General features: G+C 42.7%; 15 protein-coding genes and 2 riboswitches. Of the genes, 7 read left to right on the forward strand and 8 right to left on the reverse strand.

Translation table 11 applies throughout. From position 1 onward, the window contains the following. Window positions 1-39: 39 nt before the first annotated feature. Window positions 40-1,431, reverse strand: a complete 1,392-nt coding sequence (locus ACQKNS_RS07470; RefSeq protein WP_427641848.1) for a PLP-dependent aminotransferase family protein — start codon at window positions 1,429-1,431, stop codon at window positions 40-42. Between the two features lie 103 nt (window positions 1,432-1,534). On the opposite strand from ACQKNS_RS07470, the gene ACQKNS_RS07475 reads away from it, so the two are divergent. Beyond that, window positions 1,535-2,113 carry a GNAT family N-acetyltransferase gene (locus ACQKNS_RS07475; RefSeq protein WP_427641849.1) on the forward strand — a complete coding sequence of 193 codons (579 nt, stop codon included), beginning with the start codon at window positions 1,535-1,537 and terminating at the stop codon, window positions 2,111-2,113. 47 nt (window positions 2,114-2,160) lie between these two features. On the opposite strand, the gene ACQKNS_RS07480 is transcribed toward ACQKNS_RS07475, so the two are convergent. The 3 genes from ACQKNS_RS07480 to ACQKNS_RS07490 form a co-directional block, all read right to left on the reverse strand. Next, the gene (locus ACQKNS_RS07480) at window positions 2,161-2,301 is read right to left on the reverse strand and encodes a hypothetical protein (RefSeq protein ID WP_427641850.1); all 141 of its coding nucleotides are present in this window, start codon (window positions 2,299-2,301) and stop codon (window positions 2,161-2,163) included. A gap of 74 nt (window positions 2,302-2,375) precedes the next feature. Beyond that, window positions 2,376-2,831, reverse strand: coding sequence for a GNAT family N-acetyltransferase (locus ACQKNS_RS07485; RefSeq protein ID WP_427642168.1), 456 nt, complete (start codon window positions 2,829-2,831; stop codon window positions 2,376-2,378). A gap of 23 nt (window positions 2,832-2,854) precedes the next feature. Next, window positions 2,855-3,871: a nitronate monooxygenase gene (locus ACQKNS_RS07490; protein WP_427641851.1), complete on the reverse strand. Its 1,017-nt coding sequence runs from the start codon at window positions 3,869-3,871 to the stop codon at window positions 2,855-2,857. A gap of 140 nt (window positions 3,872-4,011) precedes the next feature. Here ACQKNS_RS07490 and ACQKNS_RS07495 point away from each other — a divergent pair, with 140 nt between their 5' ends. Beyond that, the gene (locus ACQKNS_RS07495; RefSeq protein ID WP_427641852.1) at window positions 4,012-4,977 is read left to right on the forward strand and encodes a rhodanese-related sulfurtransferase; all 966 of its coding nucleotides are present in this window, start codon (window positions 4,012-4,014) and stop codon (window positions 4,975-4,977) included. 283 nt (window positions 4,978-5,260) lie between these two features. Here ACQKNS_RS07495 and ACQKNS_RS07500 read toward each other — a convergent pair whose 3' ends face one another. After that, complete coding sequence (locus tag ACQKNS_RS07500) at window positions 5,261-5,893, reverse strand: superoxide dismutase family protein (protein WP_427641853.1); 633 nt, start codon at window positions 5,891-5,893, stop codon at window positions 5,261-5,263. 168 nt (window positions 5,894-6,061) lie between these two features. Beyond that, complete coding sequence (locus ACQKNS_RS07505; RefSeq protein ID WP_427641854.1) at window positions 6,062-7,369, reverse strand: CitMHS family transporter; 1,308 nt, start codon at window positions 7,367-7,369, stop codon at window positions 6,062-6,064. A 199-nt stretch (window positions 7,370-7,568) separates the two neighbouring features. On the opposite strand from ACQKNS_RS07505, the gene ACQKNS_RS07510 reads away from it, so the two are divergent. Then, entirely contained in the window at window positions 7,569-8,780 is a 1,212-nt protein-coding gene (locus ACQKNS_RS07510; RefSeq protein ID WP_427641855.1) for an MFS transporter, read from the forward strand. Between the two features lie 48 nt (window positions 8,781-8,828). Further along, entirely contained in the window at window positions 8,829-8,999 is a 171-nt protein-coding gene (locus ACQKNS_RS07515; RefSeq protein WP_427641856.1) for a hypothetical protein, read from the forward strand. 211 nt (window positions 9,000-9,210) lie between these two features. After that, window positions 9,211-9,301: riboswitch (cyclic di-GMP riboswitch) on the forward strand. Window positions 9,302-9,518: 217 nt separating this feature from the next. Here the strand turns inward: ACQKNS_RS07515 and ACQKNS_RS07520 are convergent. Continuing rightward, entirely contained in the window at window positions 9,519-9,692 is a 174-nt protein-coding gene (locus ACQKNS_RS07520) for a hypothetical protein (protein ID WP_427641857.1), read from the reverse strand. Between the two features lie 743 nt (window positions 9,693-10,435). Between ACQKNS_RS07520 and ACQKNS_RS07525 the strand changes: the two genes are divergently transcribed. Together ACQKNS_RS07525 and ACQKNS_RS07530 are read left to right on the forward strand one after the other, a co-directional pair. Continuing rightward, the gene (locus ACQKNS_RS07525; RefSeq protein WP_427641858.1) at window positions 10,436-11,893 is read left to right on the forward strand and encodes a SulP family inorganic anion transporter; all 1,458 of its coding nucleotides are present in this window, start codon (window positions 10,436-10,438) and stop codon (window positions 11,891-11,893) included. Between the two features lie 84 nt (window positions 11,894-11,977). After that, window positions 11,978-12,124, forward strand: a complete 147-nt coding sequence (locus tag ACQKNS_RS07530) for a hypothetical protein (protein WP_179891129.1) — start codon at window positions 11,978-11,980, stop codon at window positions 12,122-12,124. 97 nt (window positions 12,125-12,221) lie between these two features. Here the strand turns inward: ACQKNS_RS07530 and ACQKNS_RS07535 are convergent, their stop codons facing one another. Then, window positions 12,222-13,151, reverse strand: a complete 930-nt coding sequence (locus ACQKNS_RS07535; RefSeq protein WP_427641859.1) for a manganese-dependent inorganic pyrophosphatase — start codon at window positions 13,149-13,151, stop codon at window positions 12,222-12,224. A 292-nt stretch (window positions 13,152-13,443) separates the two neighbouring features. Then, window positions 13,444-13,624, forward strand: a riboswitch (cobalamin riboswitch). Window positions 13,625-13,762: 138 nt separating this feature from the next. Here ACQKNS_RS07535 and ACQKNS_RS07540 point away from each other — a divergent pair. Continuing rightward, window positions 13,763-16,060, forward strand: a complete 2,298-nt coding sequence (locus ACQKNS_RS07540; protein WP_427641860.1) for a ribonucleoside-diphosphate reductase subunit alpha — start codon at window positions 13,763-13,765, stop codon at window positions 16,058-16,060. Window positions 16,061-16,104 lie beyond the last annotated feature (44 nt).

A 16,104-nucleotide genomic window follows, 5' to 3' on the forward strand; every position in this document is an offset into this window, starting at 1 on the left:
GTGTGAATCAAGGCCTTTTCCTTATTTTTTCGCACCTAGTTATAGCCATGCCATTTTTAAAAGTCGGATTCCTGCTTCGATTTCCCTTTCGGTTAAACCACCGTACCCAATCAAAACTGTCGAATCCTTCATATTCTTAGAATGATAAATCGAAGTTGGGTGGACTTTAACCCCGACACTGGCCGCCTTTTGAATGAGATCTGCCTCATTGCTGCCGTTTTTCACTTTTAATAGAACATGCAATCCTGACTTTTCACCGATTACGGCTACACGATCGTGGAAGCTCTCTTCGATTGCATTCAGCAGCACCTTATTCTTTTTACGATAAATCGTTCGCATTTTATTCAGATGGCGTTCCCAATGTCCATTTTTCATAAAAAGACAGAGCGTTTCCTGAATCATTCTGGAAACGGTCTGTTTATATCCAATTAACTTCTCCTGATAGCGGCAAACAAGCTCCATGGGTAACACCATGAATCCCACCCTGATTGATGGGATGAGCGACTTTGAAAACGTGCCTAGGTAAATGACCTTTCCCTTTGTGTCCAACCCCTGCAGGGACGGAATCGGTTTACCTGAATGTCGGAATTCCCCGTCATAATCATCTTCAATGATATAACCCTTTTTTTCCTCTGCCCAATTCAGCAATTCCACTCTTCTAGTTATCGGCATGATCATCCCCGAAGGAAATTGATGGGAAGGAGTGACATAGGCAACATTAGCGGCACTCTCTTTCAAGGAGTCCACTCTCATCCCACTTTCATCCAAGGGTATGTATTCCATATCCGCTCCCTCCAACCTCAGTACCTCCCTTACTCGATGGAAGCCAGGGTCTTCCAGCCCAAATACCCTCTCATTTCCAAGAAGTAACCTCAGCAGATGGATGAAATACTGGGTACCTGCCCCAATGATGATTTGATCAGCCCCGCAGCGAACTCCTCTCGATTGAAATAGATAGGATGAGATCTCAGACCTGAGCCCCCATTCCCCTTGAGCATCACCGCTCATGAACATTTGCCTTTCCTGTAGATACAATGTATTGTTCAAGCACTTTTTCCACACGGCATGCGGGAAAGAATCCACGTCCACCCTTCCATGATTGAAATCTATCTCATTCCTTTCATTCGAAGGGCACATCATCCCTTCTGTTACAGGCAAAGGCTCATTCAAAGGAGAGATCGGTTCTAAATCGGCTACGTAATAACCTTTCCTTAATTGACTTTCCACATATCCTTCTGCCATCAACTGCTGATAAGCCGTATCCACTGTATTCAGGCCTATCCCTAAATGTACAGCTAGTTTTCGTTTAGATGGCAGTTTCATTCCGGCCTTTATTTGTCCATTCTGGATTTCCTTTATAAAGCATTTATACAACTGGACATATAAAGCTTCTTTATTCGTTTTATCTAGGTTTAGAGTGATTTCAAACATTTGGTCCTCCTTCAAACTGGTTCCATAAATTATATCAGCTTTGGTCCTTATAGCAGGACCAGAATATTTTTATAATGAAGATATCAATCAAGAGGAGGATACTATGGAATATATCGAATTATTCGGGAAACACGTGATACTCACACCAATGATGGATCATCATATCGAACCGCTTTACGCCGCTTCCCTTCCAACTGAAATATGGGAATGGAGCGCAACAAAGATTTTGTCATTTGAAGAGGCGATTTCCTATGTAAAGGATGGCATACGAGCAAGGGAACAGGAACTACATTATCCATTTGTCGTTATCGACCAGACTGATGATTCGATAGTTGGCAGCACGAGCTTAAGAAATATTCAATTTCATAATGAATCCCTGGAAATCGGTGCGACTTGGTATCATCCCGACAAATGGCGGACAGCCATTAACACAGAATGTAAGTACCTGCTATTGCAGCATGCTTTTGAAAAGTGGAAAATGAACCGGGTTGAATTCAGGACGGACGAATGCAATAAAAGATCGCGGGCAGCAATAACCAGGCTCGGCGCCATAGAAGAAGGCATTTTGAGAATGGAGAAAAAGCTGCAGGATGGAAGGATAAGGAACACGGTGGTCTACAGTATCCTCGAGAATGAATGGCCCAGTATAAAAAGGAGTTTGGAAGCCTTTTTGAAAAGGTGAATATATGAAAAAGAGTGCCTTTGTTTAGCACTCTTTTTCTCTAGCTGCTATCTTACATGTGAGTCTTTATTTTCCGGTAAAAAATCCTTTTGCCTTTTCGTTGATCGAATGAATATGAAAACGCCAATCGCAAATAAAAACGGCATTAGTAAAGCAAAAAGAAGATAAATCATATCTCCAAAGAACAAGTTCATTCCCCCTAAGCAATGTGACGCGCACTTTTGTCCGTAAAGCTTTACCGTCAAACTTGGATGATCATTGCTTAGTCTAAACCTTGGGACAAGCGAATCATATCCTGGCATTGAATCCCATTTTCATAAATGGCCTCGGAATAGTTTCTATTAAAAAAATCCCGATCGACCCCAGTTATTCTAAAACCGCATTTTTGGTAAAGAGCTAGCTGCCCTATCCCCGAATTTCCAGTGCCGATTTCAATCGTTTTATATCCCTGATCCCTTGAATGGCCTATGGCGTGTTCAATCAATTGCCTGCCGATCCCTCTACCATGATGTCGTTCATCCACCGCGATATTCATTATCTCTATCAGTTTTGGGCCTTTTTCCAATAGAACATAAACACCGATCATCCGCTCATCAGTCACGGCAACAAAGCATGTTCCGCTTCCCAAGTAATCATCGACCATTTCCCTTGAAGGATCTGCCAAAAGCAATAAATGCATCGGCGGTGGCTCATCCATGAATAATTCCCTTATCTCTATCTCCATCTCCATCCAAACCCTTCTCATTTTAGTTCTTCTACAAGAAGTTCAACCAATTCCGATGCGGGCAGTTCCCTGCTCAACCTATACCCTTGTCCTGCCCACAAAGCCATCAGTTCAGGAATGTTTTTTTGTCCAGCCGCTTTTCGCATGTGCTTTGTCATGTGATGGACATGGGGATAGGCGGCTGGTGCAACGCCATCAAATTCGGTTATAAAGTGATTCACCAGCCCGCGTGCCCTTCGGCCGCTGAAGGCTCGGGTAATAGAGGTCTTGGTAAACCGGGGGTTCCCCAGAGCCTCCTTATGGACGGGACTTGCCCCGCTTTCTGGACAGCGAAGGAAAGCTGTTCCCAATTGTGCCGCTGTTGCTCCCGCTTTGAGTACAGCCGCAATATCCTTTCCATGCATCAGTCCGCCCGCCGCAATGATCGGCAAGTTCAGCTCACCTTGTATCAATCGTATCAAAACTAAGAGGCCGTAATCATCTTCTGTGCGGTTCTCAAAGCTGGCCCGGTGACCACCTGCTTCAAACCCCTGTACACATAGTGCATCCGCACCTGCACCCACAGCCCTTTTTGCTTCCTGAAGGTTGGTTACCGTCACGGCTATAAGGGAACCGGCATCTTGAAGCTCCCTTATAACATCCTCCGTTGGACATCCAAACGTAAAACTGACGACAGCGACCCCAGCCTCCTTCAAAGCCGTTATTTTATTTCCCCAATCATCGTCATCGGTATCTGCATTTCCAATCTCAGCCCCAACGCTCTCGGCCTCTTTTTTGATCTTTTCACGATAGGCAGATAATATATATTCTTCCACCGCCTCGTTGCCTGGCACAAAAACATTCACGCCAAAAGGGTGCTCAGTCAACTGACGGGTCTGCCCTATCTCGTCCTTCATCTCTTCTGCAGTCTTATAGCCAGCTGCGAGAAAGCCCAACCCTCCTGCATTGGATACTGAAGCCGCAAGCTCCGGGTTGGAAGCTCCTCCTGCCATCGGTGCTTGAATGATTGGATATCTCATTAACTCTTTCAACATTCCATACAGCTCCTTTTGATTTTTCTTCATGCCCTTATCATTTTTACGTTTTCTTGGTATAATGATTATCTGTAAGAGAAAAGTGTCTAAATGATCACCCTTTATATCTTGCAAATATAAAACATAGGTGGTAAATAGAAATGGAAACAAAACCATATAGAGTATTACTTTATTATTTGTATGTACCCATCGAGAATCACGAAGAATTCGCAGCCGAGCATCTTGCGGCATGTAAAGCGCTTGAATTGAAAGGCCGTATCTTGGTTGCTGCAGAAGGTATCAACGGAACAGTTTCTGGTACGATCGAACAAACCAACAAATATATGGACATGATGAAAAGCGATCCCCGCTTTGCCGATATCGTGTTTAAAATAGATGAAGCTGAAGGCCATGCTTTCAAAAAAATGCATGTTCGTCCACGAAATGAACTTGTAACGCTTCGTTTGGAAGAAGACATCAACCCGAACCGGACGACAGGCAAATACTTGAGCCCGAAGGAGTTCTTCGAGCAAATGCAAGATGAAAATACCATCGTCCTTGATGCCAGAAATGACTATGAATTCGATTTGGGACATTTCAGGGGTGCAATCAAGCCAGAAATCACGAATTTCCGTGAACTTCCGGATTGGGTCCAGGAAAATAGAGAAATGTTCGAAGGCAAAAAAATCCTAACGTATTGCACCGGCGGTATCCGCTGTGAGAAATTCTCCGGCTGGCTTGTCGAAGAAGGCTTTGAAGATGTAAGCCAACTGCACGGCGGCATCGCAACATACGGAAAAGATCCCGAAGTCCAAGGTGAGCTTTGGGATGGCCAAATGTATGTATTCGATGAAAGGATTGCCGTACCTATCAATCAAAAGGAACATGTCATTGTCGGGCGCGATATTTATTCCGGCGAACCTTGTGAACGATACGTTAATTGTGCTAACCCTGAATGCAACAAGAAAATCCTTTGCAGTGAAGAGAACGAGCACAAACATATGCGCAGCTGTACTCATGAATGCCGAGTGCATCCCCGTAACCGCTATGTAGTCGAGCATAACCTTTCTGAAGAAGAAGTGGCTGAGAGATTACAGCAAATCGAAGAAACCAGTACCGCTAAATGATAAAGCAAACCCGAATCAGTGGACATGATCCCTATTCGGGTTTTTTCCATTTAAACCAAATCTTTCTTTCTATACTAAAACACTGCAAAGTTAACTACGATCTTTTCATACCATCTGCTTCCAATACAATATTACTTCCACTCTTACTTCTATATCACAATAGAAAAAACCTTCTTAATACGTAAAAAGAATGAATTCACCCTTAAGATTTTAGCGGTCAGCGGTTTTATCTTCAATGAAAAGAGCGATCCCCTCTTTAGAGGGATCGCTCTTTTCATTGATGTTATTTTTCCTCTGCACTTACAACAATCCCACAAGCTTGCCTATCGCCTGCATCACCGGTTTTCAAGGTATCAACATCCGGTCCTTTTTTTCCATTGGCTTCATAACGGTCAGGAATATTGGCAAAATTGTCAGGATTCGCATGGACGATTACAGCCAACTCTTCTTTCTTCAGCTGATCTATCGTCATGTTATCCAATGTTGCCGTATATTTGGCTGTCCCATCCTCTTTTACATATAATGGGGGCATATCCCCTGCATGTTTAGAGTGCTTTTCATCAGTTGGATTAAAGTGTCCTCCCGCTGTAGTGAAAGGACCTTCCTTAGCATCCGGCTCACATACTGCGTTTTCGTGGACATGGAATCCATGATAGCCTGGCTCAAGGCCTTCCAAAGCAGTCTCGATCACCACAGTATTCTCTTCGGCGGCAAAGTTAACCGTCCCAAGTGTTTTACCTTCTACATCTTTAACTTCCGCTTTCACCTGCGGGTCAACCCCTGTTTCTGTTCCTTGTCCCACTGTAGTCATGTCCTCGGCTTCATTGTCGGACTGATTTGAATCATCCGCTGAATTACATCCATACAGGAAAAGGGCAGCACACATAGGCAGCATAAGTTTTTGTTTATAGTTCATATAAAATCCCTCACTCTCTTATATGTATCTTCCTCTTATTACTTTCCACCATCATGGAATAATAAACAATAAGGGGAATAAATAGGAAAATAGATTATATCGTGAGGGCGGACCCCTTACTAAATTCACAGACATGAATTTTGGATTATAGCTTAATGGGCTCACTTTTTACAAAGTGATGACCCCGAAAGTAATGGCTGCAATCGTCATGATGATGGTTGTCCCAAATGCCCATTTAAACAGGAATTTTTGGTGATCCCCAAAATCCACGCCTACAAGACCAATCAATATGAATGTTGCAGGCACCAACGGCGATAATGGGAACCCTGCAGTCGAATGGCCTAATAATGCCGCCCTTCCGATTTCTACAGGGGAAATGCCGAAATTCGATGCCGTTTCACTTATTATTGGCAGGATGCCAAAGTAATAGGCATCAGGTGAAAAAATGAACCCCATCGGAATGCTCGTCAGCGCTACCACCAGTGGTAAATGTGCCCCGAGCCAATCCGGAATGACGGTTACGATTGAATCGGCCATCGAGTCCATCATCTTCGTTTCTGTGAATACACCCGTAAAAATCCCTGCTGCAAAAATGAGTGTACAGATCATCACGAAACTATTGGCATGACTTAAAATCCTTTCCTGCTGTTCTTTTGGGTTCGGAAAGTTAACAAATAATGCAATCGCAAAAGCAGCGGCAAATAAGATTTGGATCGGCAGCACTTCCATCACAAGCAATATCATCAATAGGATCGTCAAGAACCAGTTAAACCAAAAAAGCTTAGTGGTCCCTTTTGGTGCGGTTTCAACAGCTGCAGCCTGTTCGCCCATGCCTTTTGGAATGGGAGTCTCCATCGTGCTGACTCCCAATCTCGCCCTTTCCTTTTTGCCGAGTACATATGCCGAAAAAAGTGTCCATATCAGACCGCAAATCATCACCGGAATGAGCGGAATGAATAACTCCGATACTTCGACTTGAAGGCTCGCGGCTGCCCTTACCAAAGGACCTCCCCAAGGAATCATATTCATGACGCCAGCGGCTAAACCAACGACACAGGCCAATATTAGCCTGTTCATCCCTAGTTTGATATAAAGCGGCAGCATGGCTGAAACGGTGATCATGAATGTGGAAGAACCGTCTCCGTCCAAACCTACCAACATGGTTATAATGGCTGTTGCCATGACGACCTTTAACGGATCTCCTTTAACAAAACTGAGTATTTTAGCGATCATGGGTTCAAATAAACCAACGTCAATCATTAAACCAAAGTATAGAATGGCAAAAACGATCATGACTGCTGTCGGTGTCACCTTTAAAATACCCGCAACCATCATATCTCCCATTTCCGAGGCAAAGCCACCAATCAGGCCAAAAGCTATTGCCGTAAAGATAAAGGCGACAACCACTGATAAGCGTTTTGTGATGACTAAGACCAGAAACGTTAAAATCATGCAAAATCCTAAAATCGTCAACATGTTAAAAACTCCTTTAAATGAAAAAGTGAATACCTTTGTTTGATTGATTTTTCTGAAAAATCAATATTTTCACATTATACCATTTGGATATTCATTAAAAAACCAGTAAAACAAATTCGTTTAATAAATTAGTTAAATTATGTATACTATTATTTAGGAACCCGAAGTTTTTTCGGAGGAAAGAAGTGTTGAATGTAAAATGAATGCTCATAAAATAGCAAAACGGAATCTTTTCATCATGTGGTTCGCCAATTTCTTCATAGGCGGGAGCATGACGATGGTTCTTCCATTCATATCTTTATACATTGGTACATTCGGAGATTATTCGACTCAATATATCCAGCACTGGTCCGGTTGGACATTTGGAATCACTTTTGTTACTGCCTTTTTATTTTCTCCCATTTGGGGACGAATTGGCGATCGGTATGGCAGAAAGAAAATTTTGATTGCCTGTGCCTTTGGGATGGGGCTGTCCATTTTCTTGATGGGGTTCGTTGAAAATGTTTGGCAGCTATTCGTCTTAAGGATGTTCACAGGAATATTCACTGGCTTCATTTCCATGTCACAAGCCTTCATTTCAACACAGACTCCTAAAGAAATTGCCGGACGCGTACTGGGAACATTGCAAACAGGAAATATAACCGGTTCCCTTTTCGGACCAATGCTTGGCGGCCTGCTTGCAGACACACTCGGCTATTCAACCGCCTTTAAATTCACGTCCATCACCATTTTCATCTCTGGACTTCTTGTTTTTGCAACCAAGGAGTATCGAATGGAACGGCAGAAGGGTACAAAGTCGAGTTATACTAGCAGGGAGGTCCTATCGCATATCTTGAGGAATCCCATCCTAGTCAATGTCATGCTCATTTCGACACTTGTTCAAGTTGCCCACTTCAGCATTCAGCCCATTCTTTCTTTATACGTTGGCGAGCTGCATGGAACTTCCAATCTTGGACTTTATTCAGGTATCGCCTTTTCTGCAGCAGGCCTGGGGAATTTATTGATGGCCCGTCACTGGGGCAAGATAGGTGATCGTCATGGACATGTGAAGATTCTTGTGCTGCTTCTTTTTCTAACTGCTACAGTCTACTTGCCCGGTGCCTTCATCAATCATTTTTGGCAGCTTGTTTTGGTACGTTTCATACTTGGCATGGCAATAGGCGGCATCATCCCTGTAAGGATTGCCTACATTCGCCAGGAAGCTCCTGTCGCAATGCAGGGGGAAGTACTTGGGTACAATACGAGCCTGCGCTTTTTAGGCAATATCATTGGACCCGCGATGGGCGGGATGGTTGCTGGCTTCTACGGATTCTCCGCCGTTTTCATCACGACCAGCACGTTACTCCTCATAGCAGGACTTGTCCTCTATTTCGCGATGCACCGCAATCCGGAGTTAGCCAGATCACATTAATCACACTTTGGCAAGAAAGCCTGCTTCCAGATGGAAGCGGGCTTTCTCATGTTTAACACTCATACAGCTGCAGTACTGGTTAATTCTGGAACCGGATTTCATTTCGGCCTTATTCCGATACAGGCAGTGAAGTCAAATACGAACAAGAGTCCTGCACACATGAAAAAGGAATATTGGAAACCGGCTGCTGCACATGGGTTCCAAACTATCGGTACATAGCGTATTAAAAGAGTCTCTTTCATTTGCGCTTTTTGTACGAATCCAAGAAACCATTTTATATACCTAGCAACAAAAAAGTGACCGGTCCAAACCTTTCTTCTCTAGTTTCCTTCTATATTTGGACAATCCCGCTGATTGCTGTTGATACTTAATAAAAGGATAAGGCCTGCCTCAGCCATAACACTTCATAACGCATCAAATTTTATGTTAAGATTATTTTAGGCAAATTTTATGAAAGTAAAAGACGCAAAGCCACGGGCCTAACACAACATCTTAGTTGTCATGGCAGCCGGGCTGCCAAGATTTTTCTTGAATGGATCACTTTATTATCAATTGCCCCTTTTTAATTTGCCTAAAATTAAAAATTGGAGGGTTATATATGTTTTTTCCAACCATTTATTCACCTACAACAGATGAGAGACACATAGTTAAAGATAAAAATACCTGTGCATGCGGCACAAGGTATAATGTATTCGCAATGTTGACCAGAAGCGACCTTCGAAAGATCAGGTTCAAGCATTATAAAGAAGTGACATGTCCTAAATGTAAATCAAGTATCATTGATAAGGAATAGCCTCTTGACACCGGGAGGGTTCCTACTCCAAAAACTTTGATGGAGCTGGCCTTTTCTCCCTCACCACTTCCATGTATGTTGAAAAGGGAAGTTATTGTTTCGGTAACAATTTCCATCATTTTCATGCCTCCTTACCCAGAACACAAAAAAAATCAATCACGACCATGTAAAGTGAATGTGCGGCGGAATATAACTTGCTCGATTCATATAAATCATCAGGTTATAAGCACTACTCCTCTTCCCTTTGATATTCCATCAAATGGGCCCAATATTTCTTAAGTAATAACTCGGCAAGTCCAGGTCTTTCCAAATTATTCAAAAGCGCACAAGAGCCTAATTCGTCAAAAATGGCCAAGCTATTTTTCGGAATTGCATTTCGACTGACATTATAGGCATGATGGCCTGTTTGTAAGCTTAGTAATAATCCTCCAGATTATTGCTGGTTCCGCCACCCCATATGTATCGTCAACAAAAGCTTCATCGGCGCATCACCAATATATAATGATAGATCCCCTCCCAGTATGAGACTGCGAATTTATTTTCCTTTTCCACCGGTATCATTAAAAATCATCATATCATCAGTCACGATGATTTCTTCATGGTCCCATTCCGGGGCTTTTTCCGCTTCTCGTTCGGTCGGATTCGAATGGGCGGTAATTTAGCGCTTTCCTGAAGTCCATCGTCATTTCAAAGAACTCCCCCTTTAGGCATTTTACCTTCTTTCGATTATGATAAGACATGAATAGCCCTCTGTTTGTCGTTAATATTATCCATATAGATAGAAAGAGGGACTCATGCTATAATTTAATGCGTTAAAAAAGAATTGAATACACACATATATATAGAAAGAAGGAGTGTTTCTTTGAATACATCTGGATATAAACAGGAATGGTTCGGCAACGTTAGAGGAGATGTTCTATCAGGAATTGTCGTTGCCTTGGCATTGATTCCGGAGGCGATTGCCTTTTCGATCATTGCTGGCGTTGACCCAATGGTTGGTCTATATGCCTCATTCTGCATTGCCATCGTCATCTCTTTTGTCGGCGGCAGGCCGGGAATGATATCGGCAGCCACTGGCGCAATGGCACTCGTCATGGTCGACCTTGTGAAAGATCACGGCTTGGACTATTTACTTGCTGCAACAATATTGACTGGTTTGCTGCAAATTTTACTAGGGGTTTTAAAAATCGGGAAATTAATGAAATTCATACCGAAGCCCGTCATGACTGGTTTTGTGAATTCATTAGCCATCTTGATATTCACGGCACAGCTCACCCATTTCGTGGGCGAAACATGGATCATGTATGTCATGACAGCCGTTTCTTTAGCTATCATTTATCTTTTTCCGCTGATCACGAAAGTCATACCTTCACCACTTGTCGCCATCATATTCATGACGATCGTTGCAGTTACCACGGGGGCTACGGTGCGAACGGTTGGGGATATGGGGCAATTGACCGAAGCGCTACCGATGTTCATGCTTCCAGATATCCCTTTGACCTTCGAAACTTTGGCGATCATTTTCCCTTATTCCATAGCCCTTGCATTTGTCGGGCTGCTTGAATCATTATTGACAGCTCAAATAGTCGATGAGATGACAGACACGGACAGTAATAAAAATAAGGAAGCCAAAGGCCAAGGGATTTCGAATATCATTGCCGGGTGCTTTGGCGGCATGGCGGGATGTGCGATGATCGGCCAATCCGGTATCAATATTAAATCGGGAGGAAGGGGCCGGCTCTCCACTTTTGTAGCTGGCGCATTCCTTATGGTATTAATCGTGGTATTGAATGATGTCCTTATTAAAATCCCGATGGCTGCACTTGTCGCAGTCATGATCATGGTTTCAATCGGGACCTTTGACTGGTCTTCCCTAAAGAGGCTCACTAAAGCTCCAAAGTCGGATGCAGCCGTGATGATCGTGACGGTACTCATTGTCCTTTATACACATGATTTATCAAAAGGGGTATTTGCCGGAGTGCTCTTGAGCATGATCTTCTTCTCGGCCAAAATTTCTAAAGTGGCTGTAGTGAAAACGGAAGATATCCAGGCTAAGAAAACCATTTACCATATCAGCGGGCAAGTATTTTTCGCTTCTGTCCAGGACTTTGTTTCGAAGTTCGATTTCAAGGAAAAAGCCGATTCAATCGTCATCGACTTTTCCCATTCTAAAATATGGGATGCTTCAGCAGTCGGTGCTGTTGATACGGTTGTCATTAAATATCAGCTTCTGGGAATACCTGTCCAAGTGCAAGGACTCGATGAAGAAAGTTCGTTATTGCTTGAAAAACTCGCCACCTCAGAAAGTAAAATTTCTTGAAGAGTAAAATTTTGCTGAATAGAAACTTTTCAAAGCGACAAAATAGATAACATGAATTATTTCCTTTTGAAAGGAGCGAAAAGCATGACACCCGAGCAGGATTATACGGCAGCAAATCTGTCACCGGATTTATTGAATGAATTGAAAAGCTTTGAAAGCAGACTTGGCGAGGAAGCCAATAAAGAACTGATTGTCATTGCCTATGAAAAAGAAAAGGAAGCTCTGAATTAAGTAAAAAGACTCAAGCACCGTTAATGGTGCTTGAGTCTTTTTTTGCATGTGCAGAAAAAGGATGCCCATGTTTTTAATGAGCACCCCTGTTCCTTTATTATTTGCTGAATACGTCCGTTAAGACCGGCACGATTTGTTTTTTACGCGATACAACGCCTTCCAAAACGGCGATGTTATTGTTTAATGAAACGTCGTATGCTTTTTCCACTGCATAAGCTGCTTTACCAAGAGCCAAGGCAGCAGAATCATTAGTCAAGATATCCGTTACGACAAAAAGGAACAAGTCCAATTCCTTCTCAGCGATGACCGCTTCAATCGCCGCTTCCAATTCTGCTTGCTTAGCAAGGACTTCGTTCGGATCTACAGCATTGACCTGTGCTATCTCCACTTTAGCCATTCCCATGGAAAATTCCTTTGCATCAAGGGTAATAAGCTGGGCAATCGTTTTGTCGCTCAAGTCAGCTCCGGCTTTCAACAATTCCAAGCCGTATGTTTCAGCGTCGACTCCCGCAATGGCAGCCAGTTCCATTGCTGCTGCAACGTCTTGCTCCGTGCATGTAGGAGATTTGAACAATAACGAATCGGAAATGATGGCAGATAACATAAGACCTGCGATTGCTTTAGGGACTTCAATTCCGTTTTCTTTATAAATTTTATTTAAAATGGTTGCCGTACAGCCAACTGGTTCCGCACGGTAATATAGTGGATCGCTTGTTTCAAAGTTAGCGATACGGTGATGGTCGATAACTTCCAACACACGGACTTGGTCAATATCTTCAGCACTTTGCTGGCGTTCGTTATGATCGACCAGGATTACGCCTTCAGCTTCCCCTGCAACTTTTTCCACGAGACGGGGAGCTTCGAATTTGAATTGGTCCAATGCATATTGAGTTTCACCATTCACTTCACCCAGACGAACTGGTTCAGCGTTGATACCTAACTGCTTTTTCAGGTCTGCATAAGCGATTGCTGAACAGATTGTGTCTGTATCCGGGTTTTTATGTCCAAAAACTAATACTTTTTCCAAGATTTTATCCCCTTTTTCTTAAAAATTTTTCCGCGAATCCCCTCAATCAATAAGGGAGAGCCACCTTTACTAGACAATTTATTTTAACACAAAATCGCGTAAAATCAGCGCTTGAATTACCCAATCCCCAATAAAATCTTTCATTCCTTCACACTCTGCAATCAATTTGTCAATAGATAAGGGTTGGTTTTTTTCAAATATATTAGTTGAATTATCATCGTATATGGCTTACGATAATATAAGCAGAAATACTAGATATTGATTACATAAACATTATTAATAACTATATATAGAATTTTTTATAATCCAAGGTGCCAGTGATGGCTGAAAAGGGAATCCGGTGTAAACCCGGAACTGTCCCCGCAACTGTAAATGTGACGAAATGAGAAACCCACTGTATAGCTCTCTATACGGGAAGGACTCAAAGTAGGATGATCATGAGTCAGGAGACCTGCCTTGAATTTTTCACGTTTCTTATTCTTCGGGGATTGAGATGATGAAACGATAGTTTAACGGCTATTTTTTCATGGCTTTTTTATTCTATCGTTTGATCCGCTCAATTCATTGGGCGGTTTTTTTATTTTAGCGGAAGTTAACAAGGAGGATTATTAATGACTCAAACATATAACTCTACCATAAGTGAAAGTGACACAGAAACGAAATCCATCCAGCTCGAGATGTTATCAAAGGAATTCGAAGGCCATCTCGATATGGAAAAGTTCAAAAAGCGTTTTACAAAATGGCTAGATCGCAAAAGCGACTCAACCGAAGAACAATCATCAAAAAAACTGATTCAGCTCGCTCTTGAAAGTGTGGATATCGATGCTCCGGATTGGACGTTCGTTGCTGCAGCAGAACTGTTGAATACAATGTATAGGGATGCACAAGCCAATCGAGGTTATGAAGGCAAGAGATATGGCTCATTCTATGAGCTGATCGCGGAACTCTCCCAGCTTTCAGAAGGTCAGCGTTATCCCATTTATAAATCAGAACTGCTATCTTCATATACGAAAGCGGAAATTGAGGAATTGGGTTCGGTGATCGACCCGGAAAAAGATAAATTATTCTCGTACATAGGCATCTACTTATTGAACGACCGCTATCTGGCCCGCCCTCGAAAGGACAAGGTCTACGAACTGCCACAAGAACGTTTCATGATCATTGCGATGGAAATCATGCGATTGGAAAAAACGGAGCACCGCCTGCAACTTATTAAAGAAGCATACTGGGCCATGTCCAATCTTTATATGACCGTTGCGACTCCTACACTCTCCAATGCAGGTAAAACACATGGACAGTTAAGCTCTTGCTTTATCGACGCAATTGAAGATTCCATTGACGGAATCTACCTATCAAACTACGATGCAGCAAAAGTATCTAAATTTGGCGGCGGTGTCGGCCTTTACGTCGGTAAGGTTCGCTCGCTTGGTTCAGATATCCGGGGTTTTTCTGGAAACAGTTCTGGCACGACTCCCTGGATTCGACTATTCAACCAGACAGCTGTAAGTGTTGATCAATTGGGTCAACGTAAAGGTGCCATCGCGATTTACTTGGATGCCTGGCATAAAGATATCATGAGCTTCCTCGATTTAAAAACACAAAACGGAGATGACAGATTAAAAGCCCATGATATTTTTACAGGTGTATGCATACCCGATTTATTCATGGAAGCTGTACGCGACAGAAAAGAATGGTATCTTTTCGATCCGCATACCGTTAAGCAAACCCTTGGATTTTCACTTGAAGATCTTTATGACGAGAAGAAAGGCGAAGGAAGCTTCAGGAATCATTATGCACTTGCTGTCGAGGCCGCAGAAAATGGCACGCTTCCAAACTATGGCTTTGAAAAAATCAAGGCGATGGACATCATGAAAAGCATCATGATTTCTCAATTAGAAGAAGGCGTACCTTATATGTTCTACCGCGATGAAGTGAATCGGAAGAATCCCAATAAACATAAAGGGATGATTTATTGTTCTAACCTTTGCACAGAGATTGCCCAAAATCTTAGCCCTTCGACGATCACGGATGAATATGAAACAGAAGATGGAAATGTTGTTGTGGTTCGTAAAAGCGGCGATTTCGTAGTCTGCAACCTTTCATCCATTAACTTGCCCAGGGCGGTGGGCAGCGATGTTTTGGAAAGATTGATTCCCATTCAGATCCGCATGCTGGATAATGTCATCGATGTGAATAATCTTCCTGTCAAACAAGCATCCATCTCGAACAAACGTTACCGGGCAATTGGTTTAGGAACGTTTGGATGGCATCATTTACTTGCCACACAGAATATTTATTGGGAATCCGATGAGGCTGTACACTATGCAGATGCTTTATACGAAAAGATCGCTTACTTAACAATCAAGGCATCCAACGAATTGGCCAAGGAAAAAGGATCATACCCATATTTTGAAGGATCGGATTGGCATACAGGCGACTATTTCGAGCTTCGTAAGTATACAGATCAAAAATGGATGGATTTAAAAGCGGACGTTCAGGAACACGGGACCCGTAATGGATATTTAATGGCCATTGCCCCCAATTCTTCGACAGCTAAAATCGGTAATTCCACTGATGGAATCGATCCTTTGTATGAAATTGAATTTTACGAAGAAAAGAAAAACTTCAAATTCAAGGTGACCGCGCCCGGCTTGACGCCAAATACGTATGAATATTATAAAAAGACGAGATTCAATTTGGACCAACTGGAAAGCATCAGGCAAAATGCAGCCCGCCAACGCCATATTGACCAAGCAATCAGCTTTAATCTGTATGTACACAATACAATCAAAGCGAAGGTCCTATTGGATATCCATTTAACGGCATGGGAAAGCGGATTGAAATCAACGTATTATGTTCGTTCGACTTCTTCCGAATATGAAAATGCCTGCGAAAGCTGTTCAAGTTAACGACAATCATAACCCAGTAATCTTTTCTTAAAGGAGTTTTCACG

The organism is Peribacillus sp. NPDC094092 (assembly GCF_050279365.1).
Lineage (GTDB): Bacteria > Bacillota > Bacilli > Bacillales > DSM-1321 > Peribacillus.

What these genes read in the sequence shown, in the direction of transcription:
- ACQKNS_RS07470 (WP_427641848.1), bottom strand. Translation starts at nt 1,431, where the DNA reads ATGTTTGAAATCACTCTAAACCTAGATAAAACGAATAAAGAAGCTTTA.
- ACQKNS_RS07475 (WP_427641849.1), top strand. Translation starts at nt 1,535, where the DNA reads ATGGAATATATCGAATTATTCGGGAAACACGTGATACTCACACCAATG.
- ACQKNS_RS07490 (WP_427641851.1), bottom strand. Translation starts at nt 3,871, where the DNA reads ATGTTGAAAGAGTTAATGAGATATCCAATCATTCAAGCACCGATGGCA.
- ACQKNS_RS07495 (WP_427641852.1), top strand. Translation starts at nt 4,012, where the DNA reads ATGGAAACAAAACCATATAGAGTATTACTTTATTATTTGTATGTACCC.
- ACQKNS_RS07500 (WP_427641853.1), bottom strand. Translation starts at nt 5,893, where the DNA reads ATGAACTATAAACAAAAACTTATGCTGCCTATGTGTGCTGCCCTTTTC.
- ACQKNS_RS07505 (WP_427641854.1), bottom strand. Translation starts at nt 7,369, where the DNA reads ATGTTGACGATTTTAGGATTTTGCATGATTTTAACGTTTCTGGTCTTA.
- ACQKNS_RS07510 (WP_427641855.1), top strand. Translation starts at nt 7,569, where the DNA reads ATGAATGCTCATAAAATAGCAAAACGGAATCTTTTCATCATGTGGTTC.
- ACQKNS_RS07515 (WP_427641856.1), top strand. Translation starts at nt 8,829, where the DNA reads ATGTTTAACACTCATACAGCTGCAGTACTGGTTAATTCTGGAACCGGA.
- ACQKNS_RS07520 (WP_427641857.1), bottom strand. Translation starts at nt 9,692, where the DNA reads ATGATGGAAATTGTTACCGAAACAATAACTTCCCTTTTCAACATACAT.
- ACQKNS_RS07530 (WP_179891129.1), top strand. Translation starts at nt 11,978, where the DNA reads ATGACACCCGAGCAGGATTATACGGCAGCAAATCTGTCACCGGATTTA.
- ACQKNS_RS07540 (WP_427641860.1), top strand. Translation starts at nt 13,763, where the DNA reads ATGACTCAAACATATAACTCTACCATAAGTGAAAGTGACACAGAAACG.